The sequence below is a fragment of the Halomonas sp. DQ26W genome (assembly GCF_003339685.1).
GTDB lineage: Bacteria > Pseudomonadota > Gammaproteobacteria > Pseudomonadales > Halomonadaceae > Halomonas.
Window position 1 is genome coordinate 1 of sequence record NZ_QPKI01000012.1, and the last position, 16,478, is coordinate 16,478.

18 protein-coding genes are annotated in these 16,478 nt (G+C 62.3%); 14 read left to right on the top strand and 4 right to left on the bottom strand.

All coding sequences use genetic code 11. The features are described 5' to 3' along the window. Positions 1 to 557: 557 nt before the first annotated feature. On the bottom strand, positions 558 to 1,634 hold the full coding sequence (locus DU490_RS08080) for a bifunctional nicotinamide-nucleotide adenylyltransferase/Nudix hydroxylase (RefSeq protein ID WP_114573806.1): 1,077 nt from the start codon (positions 1,632 to 1,634) through the stop codon (positions 558 to 560). Between the two features lie 162 nt (positions 1,635 to 1,796). Here DU490_RS08080 and DU490_RS08085 point away from each other — a divergent pair, with 162 nt between their 5' ends. Then, the gene (locus tag DU490_RS08085) at positions 1,797 to 2,666 is read left to right on the top strand and encodes a YihY/virulence factor BrkB family protein (protein ID WP_114573894.1); all 870 of its coding nucleotides are present in this window, start codon (positions 1,797 to 1,799) and stop codon (positions 2,664 to 2,666) included. Between the two features lie 222 nt (positions 2,667 to 2,888). Then, positions 2,889 to 3,161 (top strand): acylphosphatase, encoded by a 273-nt coding sequence (locus tag DU490_RS08090; protein WP_114573895.1) that lies wholly within the window; start codon positions 2,889 to 2,891, stop codon positions 3,159 to 3,161. Positions 3,162 to 3,245: 84 nt separating this feature from the next. On the opposite strand, the gene DU490_RS08095 is transcribed toward DU490_RS08090, so the two are convergent. From DU490_RS08095 to DU490_RS08105, 3 genes are read right to left on the bottom strand one after another with little or no spacing between them, the layout of a single operon-like run. After that, positions 3,246 to 4,190, bottom strand: a complete 945-nt coding sequence (locus tag DU490_RS08095; RefSeq protein ID WP_114573807.1) for a nucleoside hydrolase — start codon at positions 4,188 to 4,190, stop codon at positions 3,246 to 3,248. A gap of 43 nt (positions 4,191 to 4,233) precedes the next feature. After that, complete coding sequence (locus DU490_RS08100; protein ID WP_114573808.1) at positions 4,234 to 5,148, bottom strand: ribokinase; 915 nt, start codon at positions 5,146 to 5,148, stop codon at positions 4,234 to 4,236. Positions 5,149 to 5,161: 13 nt separating this feature from the next. Further along, the gene (locus DU490_RS08105) at positions 5,162 to 6,097 is read right to left on the bottom strand and encodes a D-2-hydroxyacid dehydrogenase (protein ID WP_114573809.1); all 936 of its coding nucleotides are present in this window, start codon (positions 6,095 to 6,097) and stop codon (positions 5,162 to 5,164) included. A gap of 182 nt (positions 6,098 to 6,279) precedes the next feature. Here DU490_RS08105 and DU490_RS08110 point away from each other — a divergent pair, with 182 nt between their 5' ends. The 12 genes from DU490_RS08110 (at position 6,280) to ybgF (ending at position 16,474) form a co-directional block, all read left to right on the top strand. Beyond that, positions 6,280 to 6,570: an FmdB family zinc ribbon protein gene (locus DU490_RS08110; RefSeq protein ID WP_114573810.1), complete on the top strand. Its 291-nt coding sequence runs from the start codon at positions 6,280 to 6,282 to the stop codon at positions 6,568 to 6,570. A gap of 54 nt (positions 6,571 to 6,624) precedes the next feature. Then, complete coding sequence (gene aspS, locus DU490_RS08115) at positions 6,625 to 8,412, top strand: aspartate--tRNA ligase (RefSeq protein WP_114573811.1); 1,788 nt, start codon at positions 6,625 to 6,627, stop codon at positions 8,410 to 8,412. A gap of 123 nt (positions 8,413 to 8,535) precedes the next feature. Continuing rightward, complete coding sequence (gene ruvC, locus DU490_RS08120; RefSeq protein ID WP_114573812.1) at positions 8,536 to 9,075, top strand: crossover junction endodeoxyribonuclease RuvC; 540 nt, start codon at positions 8,536 to 8,538, stop codon at positions 9,073 to 9,075. A 283-nt stretch (positions 9,076 to 9,358) separates the two neighbouring features. After that, complete coding sequence (ruvA, locus tag DU490_RS08125) at positions 9,359 to 9,967, top strand: Holliday junction branch migration protein RuvA (RefSeq protein ID WP_114573813.1); 609 nt, start codon at positions 9,359 to 9,361, stop codon at positions 9,965 to 9,967. Between the two features lie 24 nt (positions 9,968 to 9,991). Then, the gene (ruvB, locus tag DU490_RS08130; RefSeq protein ID WP_114573814.1) at positions 9,992 to 11,029 is read left to right on the top strand and encodes a Holliday junction branch migration DNA helicase RuvB; all 1,038 of its coding nucleotides are present in this window, start codon (positions 9,992 to 9,994) and stop codon (positions 11,027 to 11,029) included. Further along, positions 11,026 to 11,421, top strand: coding sequence for a tol-pal system-associated acyl-CoA thioesterase (gene ybgC, locus DU490_RS08135; protein ID WP_114573815.1), 396 nt, complete (start codon positions 11,026 to 11,028; stop codon positions 11,419 to 11,421). The genes ruvB and ybgC overlap by 4 nt, the downstream gene beginning before the upstream one ends. Positions 11,422 to 11,456: 35 nt before the next feature. Further along, positions 11,457 to 12,134, top strand: a complete 678-nt coding sequence (tolQ, locus tag DU490_RS08140; protein ID WP_258801497.1) for a protein TolQ — start codon at positions 11,457 to 11,459, stop codon at positions 12,132 to 12,134. Positions 12,135 to 12,146: 12 nt separating this feature from the next. Beyond that, a complete protein-coding gene (tolR, locus tag DU490_RS08145; RefSeq protein ID WP_114573817.1) occupies positions 12,147 to 12,584 on the top strand; it encodes a protein TolR in 438 nt (145 codons plus the stop codon). A 16-nt stretch (positions 12,585 to 12,600) separates the two neighbouring features. After that, positions 12,601 to 13,797 carry a cell envelope integrity protein TolA gene (gene tolA / locus DU490_RS08150; RefSeq protein ID WP_114573818.1) on the top strand — a complete coding sequence of 399 codons (1,197 nt, stop codon included), beginning with the start codon at positions 12,601 to 12,603 and terminating at the stop codon, positions 13,795 to 13,797. Then, positions 13,797 to 15,086 carry a Tol-Pal system beta propeller repeat protein TolB gene (tolB, locus tag DU490_RS08155; protein ID WP_114573819.1) on the top strand — a complete coding sequence of 430 codons (1,290 nt, stop codon included), beginning with the start codon at positions 13,797 to 13,799 and terminating at the stop codon, positions 15,084 to 15,086. The genes tolA and tolB overlap by 1 nt, the downstream gene beginning before the upstream one ends. 44 nt (positions 15,087 to 15,130) lie before the next feature. Further along, positions 15,131 to 15,664, top strand: a complete 534-nt coding sequence (pal, locus tag DU490_RS08160) for a peptidoglycan-associated lipoprotein Pal (protein WP_114573820.1) — start codon at positions 15,131 to 15,133, stop codon at positions 15,662 to 15,664. 36 nt (positions 15,665 to 15,700) lie between these two features. Beyond that, complete coding sequence (gene ybgF, locus DU490_RS08165) at positions 15,701 to 16,474, top strand: tol-pal system protein YbgF (RefSeq protein ID WP_114573821.1); 774 nt, start codon at positions 15,701 to 15,703, stop codon at positions 16,472 to 16,474. The last annotated feature ends 4 nt before the right edge of the window (positions 16,475 to 16,478 follow it).

A 16,478-nucleotide genomic window follows, 5' to 3' on the forward strand; every position in this document is an offset into this window, starting at 1 on the left:
GCCTCCGCCAAGGCGCCTGACGGCGCCAGTCGCGATGGGAACCAGCGCTCCAACAGCGATTCTCTCCACCGACGCTGCCACACCGCTGTTGGAGTATCTTTAGATCACGACTGGAGGCCGCAGGCCTCCCGGCGGTGTTGCCGATGTGGCGACCACCGCCAGCGTCGGCCGCCTCCGCCAAGGCGCCTGACGGCGCCAGTCGCGATGGGAACCAGCGCTCCAACAGCGATTCTCTCCACCGACGCTGCCACACCGCTGTTGGAGTATCTTCAGATCACGACTGGAGGCCGCAGGCCTCCCGGCGGTGTTGCCGATGCTGGCGACCACTGCCAACCTCGGCAGCCTCCGCCGAGGCGCCTACCGGCGCCAGTCGCGATGGGGACCAGCGCTCCGACAGCTGCTCTCTCCACCAACGTTGCCACGCCGCTGTTGGAGTATCTTCAGATCACGACTGGAGGCCGAAGGACTCCCGGCGGTCTTGCCGACGCCAACGATCACCGCCAACGCGGCGGCCTCCGCCAGGCGCCTGCTGAGTCTTATGCGTAATCAGGAAACGTTTAGATCCCGCCGAAGTCTGCCGGAAGCCCGAGAAAATTCTGGATGATGAAGAAGTGGTCCTCGAACAGTCCGTCGGGCTCCAATTCGGCCAGCGGTACCCAGCGGGCATGATCGCCGCCTTTGACCGGCTTTAGCTGGGGCAACTGCTGATCCGGCCTGAGGGCGAAATAGAAGGCTTCGGCCAGGGTGCGACCACGCCAGCTGCGGTGCGGCTCGTCGAACAGTCGCTGGCCGCGCAGGGAGCCCTTCAAGACCGGCTCCGGCACCTTCAACCTGACCCTTTCGCGCAGTTCGCGCAGACAGGCGTCGAGCAGCCGCTCATGGGGGTTGATGAATCCCCCGGGCAGGGCCAGCAGCCCCTTCCCGGGGGCCGCAGTGCGGCGCACCAGCAGCACATGGCCTGATTGCACCACCACGGCATTCACGGTCACGAAAACCGGCGGGTAGGGCGCCTGGGCCCATGCCTGGCGATACTGTTCCAGCAGTTGCTGCTCTTCCATGAGCAGCTGGTGGGCCTCGCCGCCGGCAAAGTGACGCAGTTCCGCACAGACCGGGGGCGGTAGGTCATGGGTCGCGCCGGTACTCAGGTAATCATCGGTAGAAGAGTGTGAGCGGAACAAGCGTTCGCGGATCTGGCTGGCCGATATACCTTCGACCAGGGGTACGCTGACTGATTCCCATTGCGGAAAGAGCGATAGATAGTAACTCGACTGGCCACGGCTTGCGCCAATCAGTCCGATGCGTGGCAATCGAGCGTTGTGGTGCCCGGCAATGTCGCGAACCTTGCGCTGGACATCGCGCACCCAGACGTCATTATTGTAGAGCGCATCCAGAAGCGGGACGATTTCGAGCCTTGCGTTTTCCTCTACATCAAAACAACTGCGCAGCAGGTCCTGGCGTTCATCGAAACGCCAGGGATTGCGCAGAGAACGCGCTTGCCAGGCAGACCCAACGAGTACAATTACCTGTCGAGCGTGGCGTAATGCTTCATTGATGACCGCCATATGTCCCAGATGAGGGGGTTGGAAGCGGCCGATGAATACGAGACAGTCGAAATCATGGTCGGAAGCGGACATTGGCGAAACCTTCGCTGGCGGCTCGGGGCCGCCTATTATGGAGGTCGTCAGGCAGGGCTGCAATGAAGCACCGATAGTGAAATATGCAGGGCCGTTCTGGAGTTGCCGAGATGACAAGGAGGTGAGGTGCAGATCAATATCGTGACGTTCTGGTGGCGTGTGATGCACGATGCCGTACAACTCTGGCTGCAGCGCAATGCCTTCAGCTATGCCGGCTCACTAGCCTTCTACACGCTGTTTTCGTTGGCGCCGACGATCATCATCGCGGTGACAGTCATTGGGGTGGTGTTTGGCGAGGAGGCGGCCCAGGGGCAGATTGTCGCACAGCTGGAAGGGGTCCTGGGAGAGGAGGCAGCCAAGGCCGTCGAACAGGCCGTCGTGGCGTCGAGAATCGAGGAAAGCGGCCTGATGCCGACGCTGCTTGGGTTCGGTGCACTAATAGTGGGTGCCACTACCGTATTCGCCCAGATGCAGTTTTCCCTCAATACCATGTGGGGTGTGACCGCCAAGCCAGGCCGCAACGGCTTGCTACTTTTCCTACAGAAACGCTTGATGTCACTTGCCGTCGTGCTTGCCATCGGCTTTATTCTGCTGGTCTCGCTGGTATTCGGCGTGATGATTCGCGCTCTGCTCCTTGCCGGCGATGACCTGGTGCCCTTCGTCGGGCTCTTGACCACGGCGGTGGAATTCGTGGTGTCACTGGTGGTCATTACTGCGCTATTCGCCACGATCTTCAAGGTGCTGCCTGATGTGACGCTGGGCTGGAAGGATGTCTTGCTGGGGGCGCTGGTCACGGCGTTGCTGTTTGCCATCGGGCGAAGTGTCATCGCCGCCTATCTTGCCTACACCGCAACCGCTTCCACCTATGGTGCCGCCGGTTCGGTGGTCATGATCCTGCTCTGGGTCTATTACAGCTCGCTGATCCTGCTGTTTGGCGCCGCCTTCATCCGCAGCTATCTGCTGGCCCAGGGCCGGGAGATCATTCCACGAAATAACGCGGTACTGGTGAGGCGAGAGCTGCTGGAAAGCTGAGTCGGGCGGCCTGTGCCGCGCGACGCATGGCAGGGCCAGGCCTATGACAGAAGCCGCTCACGGGCGAGTTCGTTGGCAATGCCTTCCGGGCTGATGCAGCTTGTTGCGGACGCAGGTTCCAGGTCGCGGGATTTCGGGTGACTGGCATGACGCAGACCTACTGGTCGTCCGGTGTCCGGGATGGTAGAACAAGGCAACGATATCTTGCAGAGAGGTGGTGCCATGAGCAAACGTTGCGTAAAGGCCCTGGTGGCTGGAAAGGTTCAAGGCGTCTGGTACCGCAAGGCCGTGCAGGATCAGGCCTTGCAGCACGGGGTCACCGGCTATGCGAGGAATCTTCACGATGGCCAGGTAGAGGTCATGCTTTGTGGTGACGGAGATGCAGTCAACAAGGTGGCAACCTGGCTCTGGCAAGGCCCACCGAATGCCCGGGTCACCCATGTGGAGTTCGAGTCGCTCGAGCCCCAGGACCCGGACAATTTCGTCACACTCTAGTCATTTCAAAACGAGTCATTTCAAAACGAGCCATTTCAAAACGAGCCATTTCAAAACGAGCCAGTTCAGCGCCAACCAGGCCAGTCAGGCCAGCGTGGCGGCAATCCATTTCACCACGGCATCGCCGTCCGTCTCCAGGCAGACCTCGACCAGGGGCGTCTGAGCCCAGCGCTCCTGGATGAAGCCGCGGCCTTCGGGGGCGAAGACAGTCTGACCCTCGGCGATACCTTCGGTCACCACCGCCAGGTGCCCCGGTGCGGTGGTGAACAGCTCCGGGCGCAGCAGCCAGGCCAGCGCACAGCTGTCGTGGGGGCAGCAGCCGTCGATGCCGAGAAATTCCCGGTAGAAGTCCCGGTAGAAGTCATAGCTGCCCGCCAGCACCTTGCCCAGTTCGCCCTGGCCCGCCTCGATGCGCCGCATGTGCTCTTGGGTGAGTACGCAGCGATGCGTCACATCGAGCCCCACCAGGGTCAGCGGCCAGCCGGCGGTTAGCACACGCTGCGCCGCATGGGGGTCGTTGAACATGTTGGCTTCCGCGACGGGCGTGACATTGCCGCCCTCGCGGATCGAGCCGCCCATGATCACCACCTGCTTGACCTTGTCGATGAGGGTCGGATCGAGCTGCAGTGCCGCGGCAAGGTTTCCCACCGGCCCCACCGCGACCAGGGTCACCTCGCCGGGGCGGGCACTCACCGTGTCGACGATGAACTGGGCTGCACTACGCGGGTCCTTGTTGCCCTTTACCTCAGGCAGCTCGATGTCGCCCAGTCCATTGGCGCCATGAATGTGTGCCGGTGCCGGGTGGCGTGTCTTGACCATGGGTCCGGCGGCCCCCTGGGCAACAGGTACATCCCCGCGCCCGGCCAGTTCGCTCAGCAGCAGGGCGTTGTGGGTGGCAGTTTCCACGTCCACGTTGCCGTAGGTGGTGGTCAGGCCGAGCAGCTCGATCTCGGGGTGGCGCAGGGCAATGGCGATGGCTTGGGCGTCATCGACCCCCGGGTCGGTATCGAAAATGATGAAATGTGACACATGGACTCCTTCCACGAAGTAAAATGAGTGCAACAGGCAGCTTTCAGGAAGAGGGGGCCTCCCGGAACTGGCTCAGCGCATGATCGACGTCAGTCCGCCGGGGAATACTTTCGGCAGCGCCCAGTTGCTGGACGCAAAGTGCTGCAGCATGAGCGGCGAGTTCCAGGCAGCCGGCCACGGTGCTGCCTTCCTGATGCGCTGCCATGAAATAGCCGATGAAGGTATCGCCGGCGGCCGTAGTGTCTACCGGCTTGACCGGCAGGGCGGGCTGATAGCACTGCTCTTTTCCCGACTGATACCAGGCGCCAGCGCCACCGAGCGTGAGCACCGTGCTGGTATCGGGCAAGCGTTGGCGTAGGCCCGCCAGCAGGGTCTGGGCATCGGAAGACTCCGGTAGGCCAACCAGGCCCGCGGCCTCGACGCGGTTGACGAATAGCAGTTGGCAGGCTTCCAGCGACAGCTCGGCCACGTCCTCGGTCATGGGCGCCGGATTGAAGGCGATGTTCAACCCCTGCTCCCGTGCGCGCACGAATAGCTCCGGCAACGCATTGCATTCGTTCTGTGCCAGCAACCACTCTCCAGGCCGGGCCGATGCCGCCAGAGTGTCGAGTTCCGCCGCCGCAAAGCCGTGATTGGCGCCGTGAAACAGGATGATGGCATTTTCGCCACCATCATCCACCTGGATGATAGCGTGGCCGCTGGGTTCATCGACCAGTGAGATATGGGCCACGTCGACCCCGGCATCGGCCAGACGGTCCCGCGCCCAGGCATCCTGTCGCCCCAGTCGCCCCCAGTGGCTGACTTGCCCTCCGGCAAGCGCCATGGCCAGGGACTGATTGGCTCCCTTGCCGCCGAGTCCTACCTGGTAAGCCCCGCTGGCAAGCGTCTCGCCGGGGTGCACCAGGTGTGGGACGCGATAGACATGGTCGAGATTGATCGATCCGACGTTGTGCAGCATGGCGCCCTCTCTTTCAGTTCGCTTGAACCTGACGCAGATTCTCCGCGGTCAGCGTCACGATGCGCTGGCGCGCCTCCGGCGTGATCCAGGCACTGTGCGGCGTGACGATCAGGTTGAGCGACTCCTCCAGGGCATCGAGCAGGGGATGCCCATCCCGGGGTGGTTCCACCGGCAGCACGTCGACGCCTAGCCCGCCCAGCTGCCCTTCGCGCAGCGCATCGAGCGCCGCCTGTTCGTCGATGATGCCACCCCGTGCGCAGTTGACCAGCAGTGCTCCCGGCTTGAGGGCGGCCAGCAGGCTGGCGTCGAACAGGTGTCGGGTTGCATCACTCAGGGGGCAGTGAAGGGTGACGACGTCCGCCTCGGGCGCAAGTCTGGCCAGCGTGGGGCGGCGATCATTGGCTTCATTGCCAGGCCTGGCGGCGAAGCTGACACGCATGCCGAAGGCCTCCGCCAGGGTGGCGACACGGCTACCCAGTTCGCCCTGACCCACGACAACCAGGTGCTTGCCCTCGAGCTGAAGCGTACGGTGATCCATAAGGCAGAAGAAGGGGCTGACATTCCAGCGTCCGGCCGCCACGTCACGCTGATAGAGCGGCAGGCGATTGGCCAGGGCCAGGATCAGCATCAGCGTATGCTGAGCCACGCTGGCGGTGCCGTAGGCGGTGACATTGCGCACGTCGATACCCAGGCGCTCGGCGGCCGGCATGTCGATATTGTTCATGCCGGTGGCCAGCACGCAGATCGATCGAAGCGAGGGCAGGGCATCCAGGTTGGCTCCATCCAGCACTACCTTGTTGACGATGGCCACGTCAGTGCCTTCGAGGCGCTCCCAAACCTGTTCAGGGGCGGTGTGTTCATGCACATCAAGCTCATCGACCCGTTCGCGGATCGGTGACAGGTCAATATCGGCGCCAAGGCTGGCAGCATCCAGTATCACGGCTTTCATGCAGAATTCCTCTTGTGAGTCCGCCTTTTTTGGTCCGCCTTTTGGGACCACCGTGCCAAGGCTGGGACATGCCTGGCCAGGCACGCTATAATGTTCGGCTTTCACGGCAGCCTTGGAAAGTCCCTCGTACGACCCAATATTGCCGGAGGTTGCGCGCTGTCGAATCAGGAGTGAATTGAACCATGCCCATCTATGAATATCAGTGCAAGGCCTGCGGCCATCGTCTGGAAAAGCTGCAGAAGATCAGTGCCGCCCCCCTGACCGATTGTCCCGCCTGCGAGGCGCCTGTGCTCAATCGCCTGGTTTCCGCCGCGGGCTTCCGGCTAGCCGGTGGTGGCTGGTACGAGACCGACTTCAAGTCCGGCAGCAAGAAGAACATCGCCGGTGACAGCGCCAGCACAGGCAGTGACGTCAAGCCTCCAGCCAAGGGCGGTGATACCAAGCCACCGGCCAAGGACGGCGCCGCGGCCTGAGCCCGTGCTCATTGCGAACAACCCTTTCGATAACGCTAGAGAACAGGATACGACATGCGCAGCCATTATTGCGGCCAGCTGAACGAAACCCTGGTGGACCAGACGGTCAGCCTGTGCGGCTGGGTACACCGCCGCCGTGACCACGGGGGTGTCATCTTCCTCGACCTGCGCGATCGCGATGGCATTGCTCAGGTCGTGGTCGACCCCGATACCGCTGAGGCCTTCGCCACTGCCGACCGGGCGCGTAGCGAGTATGTCCTGAGGATTTCCGGCCGTGTCAGGCTGCGTCCCGAGGGCACCCAGAACCCCAAGATGCCCACCGGGATGATCGAGGTTCTGGCCAAGGAAGTCGAGGTTCTCAATATTGCCGCCACGCCGCCGTTCCAGCTCGACGAGCATGGCCGGGTGGGTGAGGAGGTGCGTCTCAAGCATCGCTACATCGACCTGCGCCGCCCGGAGATGATCGAGAAGCTGCGCCTGCGCTCACGGATTTCCCATAACGTGCGTGCCTTCCTTGAAGGACAGGGCTTTCTTGATATCGAGACACCGGTCCTGACTCGTGCCACCCCCGAGGGTGCTCGCGACTACCTGGTGCCCAGCCGGACCCATCCCGGCAGTTTCTTTGCGCTGCCGCAGTCGCCGCAGCTTTTCAAGCAGCTGCTAATGGTGGCGGGCTTCGATCGCTACTATCAGATCGCCAAGTGTTTCCGCGACGAGGACCTGCGCGCCGACCGCCAGCCAGAATTCACCCAGATCGACCTCGAGGCGTCCTTCGTCAGCGAGGACGACATCATGGGCATCACTGAGGCGATGATTCGCCAGCTGTTTCAGGAAGTGCTGGACGTCGAGCTGCCCGAATTTCCCCGCATGACATGGGCCGACGCCATGCACCGCTTCGGCTCCGATAAGCCGGACATGCGCATCCCGCTGATGCTGGTCGACGTCGACGACCTGATGCAGCAGGTGGATTTCCAGGTCTTCTCCGGCCCCGCCAGCGCCGAGGACGGCCGCGTGGCCGCACTCAAGGTGCCAGGCGGCGGTGGCATGTCACGCAAGGTAATTGACGAGTACACCAAATTCGTCGGGATCTACGGCGCCAAGGGACTCGCCTGGATCAAGGTCAACGACCGCGCCAAAGGCATCGAAGGTCTGCAGTCTCCCATCGTCAAGTTCATGGAGAACGTAATCGAGGAACTGCTGGAGCGTGTCGGCGCAGAAGATGGCGATATCATCTTCTTCGGCGCCGACAAGGCCCGTATCGTCAACGAGGCGCTCGGTGCGCTGCGCGTCAAACTGGGCGAAGACCTCAACCTCTATACCCAGCCCTGGGCGCCGCTGTGGGTGGTCGACTTCCCCATGTTCGAAGCCGACGACAATGGCCGCCTGAGCCCGCTGCATCATCCGTTCACGTCACCCTCGTGTAGCCCCGAGGAACTCAAGGCGAACCCGGCCGGTGCCCTGTCGCGGGCCTATGACATGGTTCTCAACGGCACCGAGCTGGGTGGCGGCTCGATCCGTATCCACGACCAGGCCATGCAGAGTACCGTGTTCGAGATTCTCGGCATCGGCGAAGAGGAAGCCCGCGAGAAATTCGGCTTCTTGCTCGATGCCCTGCATTACGGGGCACCACCCCACGGCGGTCTCGCCTTCGGTCTCGACCGGTTGGTGATGCTGATGGCCGGGGCGCGCACCATCCGTGAAGTGATTGCGTTCCCCAAGACGCAGAGTGCCGGCTGCCTGTTGACCGATGCCCCGGGCGAGGTGACTGCCGACCAGCTCAAGGATCTCAACATTCGCCTGCGCCAGAAGGCCAAGACCGAGACCGAGACCAGCAGCGAGTAAGACGAGACGCGTTGCCACCCAGTTCACCGGCGCCTCATGGCGCCGGTGTCATATGAGGAGAGACGGCATGGCCGGGTACAGCAATAGGGCCAGCAGCAGCCAGACGGCTCCGGGACGTTGCACATGCTGATCCTGGGCATCGATCCCGGGTCGCGGATTACCGGCTACGGGGTACTCGACGTCGGCGGGCCGACGCCACGCTATGTCGCCAGCGGCTGTATCCGCCTGCAGGGCGACGACCTGGCCCAGCGGCTCGCACAGGCCTATGCCGGCATCAGCGAGCTGATCGCGCTGCACAGGCCCGGTGAGTTTGCCATCGAACAGGTCTTCATGTCGAAGAACGCCGATTCGGCACTCAAGCTCGGGCAGGCGCGGGGTACCGCCATCGTCTGCGCCGCCAACCATGGGCTACCCGTCAGCGAATACGGTCCACGCCAGATCAAGCAGGCAGTCACCGGAACGGGCAGCGGCAGCAAGAGCCAGGTACAGCACATGGTGGTCGCCATTCTCGGCCTCGATGGTGCGCCGCAGGTCGACGCCGCCGATGCCCTGGCGATTGCGCTGACCCATGCCCACGCCCGCTCGGGCCTGCTGAATAGCGGTAGCTTTGGCGGCCATCGCGCCCGTCGTCGGGGAGGGTCGTGGCGTGACTATCAGCCCTGATCTGCGCTTACGGTAGCGGCGCAGAATAATTCTCGAACGCTGTTTGAAGCTGGGCTAGTCAGCCGCTTGAGCGACCAGTATAGTGGCGCCATGGTGGCCCTAGGTTTTGTACGAAAAGTCGGCGAGCGATGGCCAGGCAAGGCAAAAAACGGCAAAAAGACGGAGTTTACACGGTGTAAATGAGTGCTTTGAGCCGATTTTTAACGCCGTATGGGCGAGCGCAGGCAGTTTTCGTACAGAGCCTAAGTGCCTTGTCACACTCAGGAGCAGTATAGCGAAGCCCATGATCGGACGCCTGCGTGGCACCCTTCTCGACAAGCAGCCGCCCTGGCTGGTAGTGGACGTTGCTGGTGTCGGCTATGAACTGGAAGCCTCCATGAATACGCTGGTGGCACTGCCTGGCCTCGGGGAAGCCGTTTCCCTGTTCACGCACCTTACTGTGCGAGATGACGCACATCTGCTCTATGGCTTCGCTCGCGAGCAAGAGAGAACTCTGTTTCGTGCCCTGATCAAGGTCAATGGCATCGGCCCCAAACTGGCCCTGGCAATTCTCTCCGGCATGGATGAGACGGCCTTCATCCGCTGCGTCATGGATGACGACGCCAAGTCACTGACACGACTCCCGGGCGTGGGCAAGAAGACTGCCGAGCGATTGATCATCGAGATGCGTGACCGTTTCCCGCACTGGGAACAGCCCCTCGATATGGTCACGACCGGGTTGGGTGACTCCAACACCCCGCGCAGGCAGGGCCCCCTGGTCGATGCCGAGGCGGCCCTGGTCAGCCTGGGCTACAAGCCCACGGAGGCAGCGAAGATGCTGTCGGGTCTGGATGACGGACTCACCACCGAGGCCATGATCAAGGCGGCTCTGACCCGTCGCCTGGCAGGATGAACCCCATGAGTGCGAGTGGCTGGCATGATTGACAATGATCGACTGATCGCTGCCGACGAGCACGACGGTGAGGCTCGCGTCGACTATGCGATCCGCCCCAAGCGCTTGGCCGAGTACATCGGCCAGCCCAGGGTGCGCGAGCAGCTGGAAATCTTCATCACCGCAGCCCTTGGGCGCGACGAAAGCCTGGATCACACCCTGGTGTTCGGCCCGCCGGGGCTGGGCAAGACGACGCTGGCCAATATCATTGCGGCCGAAATGGGGGTGGGCATGAAGTCCACGTCCGGTCCGGTGCTGGAGCGTGCCGGCGATCTCGCCGCGATGCTCACCAACCTGCAGCCGGGCGACGTGCTCTTCATCGACGAGATCCACCGCCTCTCGCCCGTGGTGGAAGAGATTCTCTACCCCGCCATGGAGGATTTCCAGCTGGATATCGTCATCGGCGAGGGCCCGGCGGCACGCTCCATCAAGCTGGACCTGCCACGCTTCACCCTGGTGGGCGCGACCACTCGCGCCGGCCTGCTGACCTCTCCGCTGAGGGATCGTTTCGGCATCGTCCAGCGCCTCGAGTTCTACGATATCGAGGAGCTCACCGAGATCGTCACTCGCTCGGCGCGGCTGCTGGGAGTGGAGACCGACCGGGAGGGCGCCACCGAGGTGGCGCGCCGCTCCCGGGGCACACCGCGTATCGCCAACCGCCTGCTGCGTCGCGTCCGTGACTTTGCCCAGGTTCGTGCAAGCGGCCGCGTGGATGCCGATATCGCCGATCAGGCACTCAACATGCTGCATGTGGACCATCATGGCCTCGACCATATGGATCGCCGGCTGCTGCTGGCAATGATAGAGAAGTTCGATGGCGGCCCGGTAGGCGTCGACTCGCTATCTGCCGCCATCGGCGAGGAGCGGGACACCATCGAGGATGTCATCGAGCCCTATCTGATCCAGCAGGGGCTGATGATGAGAACCGCTAGAGGAAGGGTGGTCACCCGCCAAGCATGGCAGCATTTCGGGCTAGCGCCTCATGAGCAGTCACTGGATGCCACTGGCGAGGTTCGGCCGTGAGTGAGTTCCGTCTCCCGGTGCGGGTCTACATAGAGGACACCGATGCCGGTGGTATCGTCTATTACGTCAATTATCTCAAATATATGGAGCGCGCCCGTAGCGAGTGGCTGCGCCATCACGGATTCACTCAGAGTGATCTACTGGAGGCCGGTATACAGCTGGTGGTTCACCGTCTCGAGTGTCGCTATGCCAAGCCCGCGCTTCTAGACGATGCACTGGAAGCTACAGCTGTCATCCACTCCCCAGGCCACTGTCGCGCGAGCTTTCGGCAAACGGTGACCCGCAACGGGGAACCCTTGTGCGAAGCGACGGTCCACATCGCCTGCCTGGACGCTGATCACCTCAAACCCACGCCATGGCCGTCGGCGATTGCCGCGGTTCTCAACGGTTAACTGAAAGTTCGACGAGGATGCCCGTGAACGACTCCATGTCAATTCCACACCTGATCATGAGCGCCAGCACCGTGGTGCAGTTGGTCATGCTGATCCTGGTGATCGGCTCGATTCTCTCCTGGGTCGTGATTTTCCAGCGCACTTTTGTCATGCGACGCGCACGTCGCGCCCATCAGATGTTCGAGGAGCGTTTCTGGTCCGGCGTCGACCTCAACGAACTGTACCGTGAGACGCCCTCCGAGCAGGAAACGTTAGGCGCCGAACAGGTCTTTCGCGCCGGCTTCCGCGAGTTCAACCGTCTGATGCCGAAGACCAAGAGCCCCGATGCCATCCTCGACGGCGTGCAACGCAGCATGCGGGTCGCCTGGTCACGGGAAGAGGAGCGCTTGTCCTTGCATCTGGTTTTCCTTGCCACCGTCGCTTCGGCCAGCCCGTATATCGGCCTGTTCGGAACGGTGTGGGGCATTATGGGGTCGTTCCAGGCCCTCTCGCTGACCCAGCAGGCCACGCTCACCACGGTCGCGCCCTGGATTGCCGAAGCATTGATCGCAACGGCCATGGGTCTGTTCGCAGCCATTCCTGCGGTTATCTTCTATAACCGCCTTTCTGCTGAATCGAGCAGGATGCTGGGCAAGTACGAGGACTTCGCTGAGGAGTTCCACTCCATCCTGCATCGCAACCTGCAGGGACGCAGTGAAGCCGGCACTGCCTGAAGGAGCCGCACCATGCAAGGACCTTTCAATCGTGACGGTCGGCGCAAGCCGATGGGCGAAATCAACGTAGTGCCGTTCATTGACGTCATGTTGGTACTCTTGGTGATCTTCATGATCACTGCCCCGATGCTGACCCAGGGGGTGCAGATAGAGCTGCCCCAGGTCACCTCAGAGCCCATCGACTCCGAGGAGCAGAGCGAGCCGATCGTGGTATCAGTGGATCGTGAGGGCGAGTATTTCCTGATGGTCGGCGGTGACGAGATCCAGGTCGGCCTTGATGAGCTCTCCGACAGGGTGCTGATCCTGCTGGATCGCCGGCCGGACTCCCCGGTCATGGTTCGTGGCGACCGCCAGGTGCCATATGGCCAGATCGTCAACTTGATGAGCACCCTGCAGGTGGCCGGTGTGGCCAATGTCGGGCTGATCTCCGAGCCGCCGCCGCGTGATTGAGCAGAAAGGAAACACCATGGCTCGACATGACCAGTGCGCAGCGACCCCGCCGTATCGATCAGTTGGCTACGGCTTGCCGACTGTGCTCGCCGTTGGCCTGCATGTACTGATCGTCGTGTTGAGCGTGGTTACGCTGCCTCAGCGCCAGCCGGAAGTTCCACAGACCAGCTCCATCGTGCAGGCAACGTTGGTCAGCACCGAGACCACGACGGACCAGGCTCAGCGTGCCGAGGAGGCGCGCTCTCGTGCTGAGGCCCGCCGGGCAGAAGAAGAAGCCCAGCAGGCCGAGGCCGAAGCACTGGAGCGTGCCGCGGAAGAGCAGGTTGCCGAGGAGGCCGCCCGACAGGCGGAGCTGGAAGCGGCAAAGCGCGATGCGGCTCGTGAAGCCGAGCTGCGCGAGCGCCAGGAAACGCGAGAAGCTGCAGAAGCCGAGGCCCAGCGGCGCGCCGAGGAAGCTGAGCGTCAGGCACAGTTGCGCGAAGAGCAAGAAGCCCAGCGGCAGCGCCAGCAGGAGGACGCTGCCGAGGCCCAGCGCCAGGCTGAAGCGGACACTCGCCGCCAGCAGGAAGCCGAAGAGCAGCGTCGTCGCGAAGTAGAAGAGACTCGCCGCCAGCAGGAGGCCGAAGAGGCCCGCCGCCAGCAGGAGGCTGAAGAGCAGCGCCGTCGCGAGGCAGAAGAGACTCGCCGCCAGCAGGAGGCCGAAGAGCAGCGCCGTCGCGAAGCAGAAGAGACTCGCCGCCAGCAGGAGGCCGAAGAGCAGCGCCGTCGCGAAGCAGAAGAGACTCGCCGCCAGCAGGAGGCCGAAGAGCAGCGTCGTCGCGAAGCAGAAGCACGCCGAGCAGCGGAAGAGGCCAGCCAGGGCTTAGATCGTGCTATCGATGGTGAAAGTGAATCCGTCGCCAACGCTCGCCAGGCCCAGGAGGCGGCCAATAGTTTCATCAATCTGGTACGGCGGGCAGTGGAGCAGGCTTGGGTGATTCCTCCGGGTGCATCCAGAAACCTTGATGCCACTGTACAGGTCCAACTGGGACCATCCGGCGAGCTGTTTGGCACTACTATTATTCAGAGCAGCGGTGATAGCAGCTTCGACCGCTCAGCCATACAGGCGGTGGAAGCTGCCGCTCCATTCGGTGAGCTGCGTCAATTGCCCGCTATGGCGCAGCGTGACTTCCGACAATTCAATCTGCGGTTTCGACCGGGAGATGTACGCTGATGAAAGTCCTGATGACGACCTGGCTGAGCGGCATGCTATTGGTGTTCAGCACGCTGACACAGGCCAACCTGACCATTGAAATCACACGCGGCAGCGACCGTGCCACCCCAATCGCGGTAGTCCCTTTTGCCACAGACGGTGAAAGCCTGTCTGAGGACGTCGCCCAGATTATCAGCGACAATCTGCAGCGAAGCGGCTACTTCGAGCCACTTGATCGTCAGTCGATGTACGACAGGCCCAGCAGCAGCGACGATGTCCAGTTCGGCCAATGGCGTGCGCTGGATGTGCGCTATCTGGTGGTAGGGCACGTCAGTCGTGAAGGCAGCGGCTATCGGATTCGCTACGAGTTGATGGATGTCAGCGGTACCCGCCGTATGCTGGGTGAGAGCGTGACTGCCAGCGGCAACGAATTGCGCGGTGGGGCACACTACATCAGCGACCAGATCTTTGAATCCATTACCGGCATTCGTGGTGCCTTCGCTACGCGCATCGCCTATGTCACGGCGCGGGGAGTTGGCAATGATATGCAATTTGCCCTCTATGTCGCGGATGCCGATGGCCATAACAGCCAGGAGGTGCTTAGTTCGCGGGAGCCGATTCTCTCGCCTGCCTGGTCCCCGGATGGCCGCAAGCTTGCCTATGTCTCCTTCGAGACGGAGCGACCGGCTATCTATATCCAGGAACTGGCGACCGGCCAGCGGGTCAGGGCGACCTCCTTCGAGGGAATCAATGGCGCTCCGGCCTGGTCGCCGGACGGACGCAAGCTGGCCATGGCGTTGTCGAAGGACGGCCAGCCGGAAATCTATATCATGGATGTGGTGTCGCGTAATTTCGAACGCATCACCAATAACAGCAACATCGATACCGAACCGAGCTGGTCGCCGGACGGACGCAGCATCCTGTTCACCTCCGACCGCAGCGGCGGTCCGCAGCTCTATCGCTATACGGTGGGTAGTGGCGAGACAGACCGGTTGACATTTACAGGTAATTACAATGCCCGTGGGCGCTTTGCTCCCGATGGCGAATCCATCTTCCTGGTCCACCGCAGCAACAATGGCTACCAGATCGCCAGGCAGGATCTGGGGTCAGGCAGGCTGGTCGTAATCAGTGAGTCTCGTTGGGATGAATCACCCAGTGTTGCGCCCAACGGGACCATGGTAATCTTCGCCACCCAGCAGGGTAATAGCGGGGTGTTGGGGGCGGTGTCGGCCGACGGACGTGCGTCCTACCGGCTGCCATCAGCGCAAGGTGACGTGCGCGAACCCGCATGGTCACCATTTCTAAATTAATGCTCGATGATCCGTGTCTTTCGAATCCTTCAAGGAGTTTGACGATGCAATTCAAGTCGCATGCCAGGAGCCTGGCACTCGCCCTTTCTCTGGCGCTCGTGGCCGGCTGTTCCAGCACTGGTGGGACTCAGGACGGGTCTATGGAAGGCACCCGCAACGGCGGGGCAGGAACCGGCGTAGCCGGGAGCGGGCAGGTCTCCGGCACCGGTGTTGACGGCGTTCGTGCCGGCCAGCAGGCTGACGGTCGCATTCCTGAAGTTCGTACCATCTACTTCGACTTCGATCGTGACAACATTCGCACCGAATTCGAGTCGGTACTCGTTGCCCACGCCCGCTACCTGCGCTCCAATGGCAGTGCTCGCGTCGTGCTTCAAGGCCATACCGACGAGCGTGGTACTCGTGAATACAACATGGCCCTCGGCGAGCGTCGCGCGAATTCCGTGAAGCGCTTCCTTGAAGTCCAGGGTGTGTCTCCCTCCCAGTTGGAGATCGTCAGCTATGGCGAGGAGCGCCCGGCAGTGCGTGGCAGCAATGATGAAGCGCACGCCCAGAACCGCCGTGTGGTCTTCGCCTACTGATCGAGCCGGCGCGATAGTGCGCCTATGGAGTCCAACATGAGACACAGTCTGAAAAGGCTGTGCGGCGCGGGAGCCCTGGTGCTCCCGCTGTCCGTAATGAGCCTTGCCGTTGCACAACAGCGCCCGTTGGTCGAAGACCTCACATCCTCTCCGTCGCGCTCTTTCATGGATCAGGCAGAAGTACGGGAAGAAGCCCGGGGCAGCCTGGTTATCTTCAATCAGGTTGAGGAGCACCAGCGTGAGATACAGCAGCTGCGTGGCCAGATCGAAGAGCTTCGCCATCAGCTCGAGCAGCTGCGTAGCCAGACACGCCAGCAATACCTCGATCTGGAGGAGCGACTGATGGCCGGCAGTACCGGCATCGAGGCTCACCCGGAAGTCGACGAGGCGTCCGCACGTCAGGTTGCCGAGACGCCTTCGCCGAGTGGCGTGAGCGCCGAAGTTCAGGCTGCCTACCAGGCTGCCTTCTCCAGGGTGCAGGCACGCGAATTCCAGGACGCGATCAGCGCCTTCGACGCCTTCGTAGTCGACTACCCCGACAACAACCTGACCGCCAACGGTCATTACTGGCTGGGAGAGCTGCACTCCGCAGAAGGCAATCTTGCCGATGCTGAAATCGCCTTCCGGCAGGTCATCGAAAACCACCCCCAGAGCAGCAAGCTACCCGATGCCCTCTACAAGCTCGGCCTGATCAAGGCCCGCCAGGGGGAGCCCGAAGAGAGCCGAGAGCTGCTGGAACGGGTAAGGGATGACTATCCCGACAGCAGTGCTGCCGGACTTGCCAATGACTTTTTACGCCAGTCCCTGTGAGGAC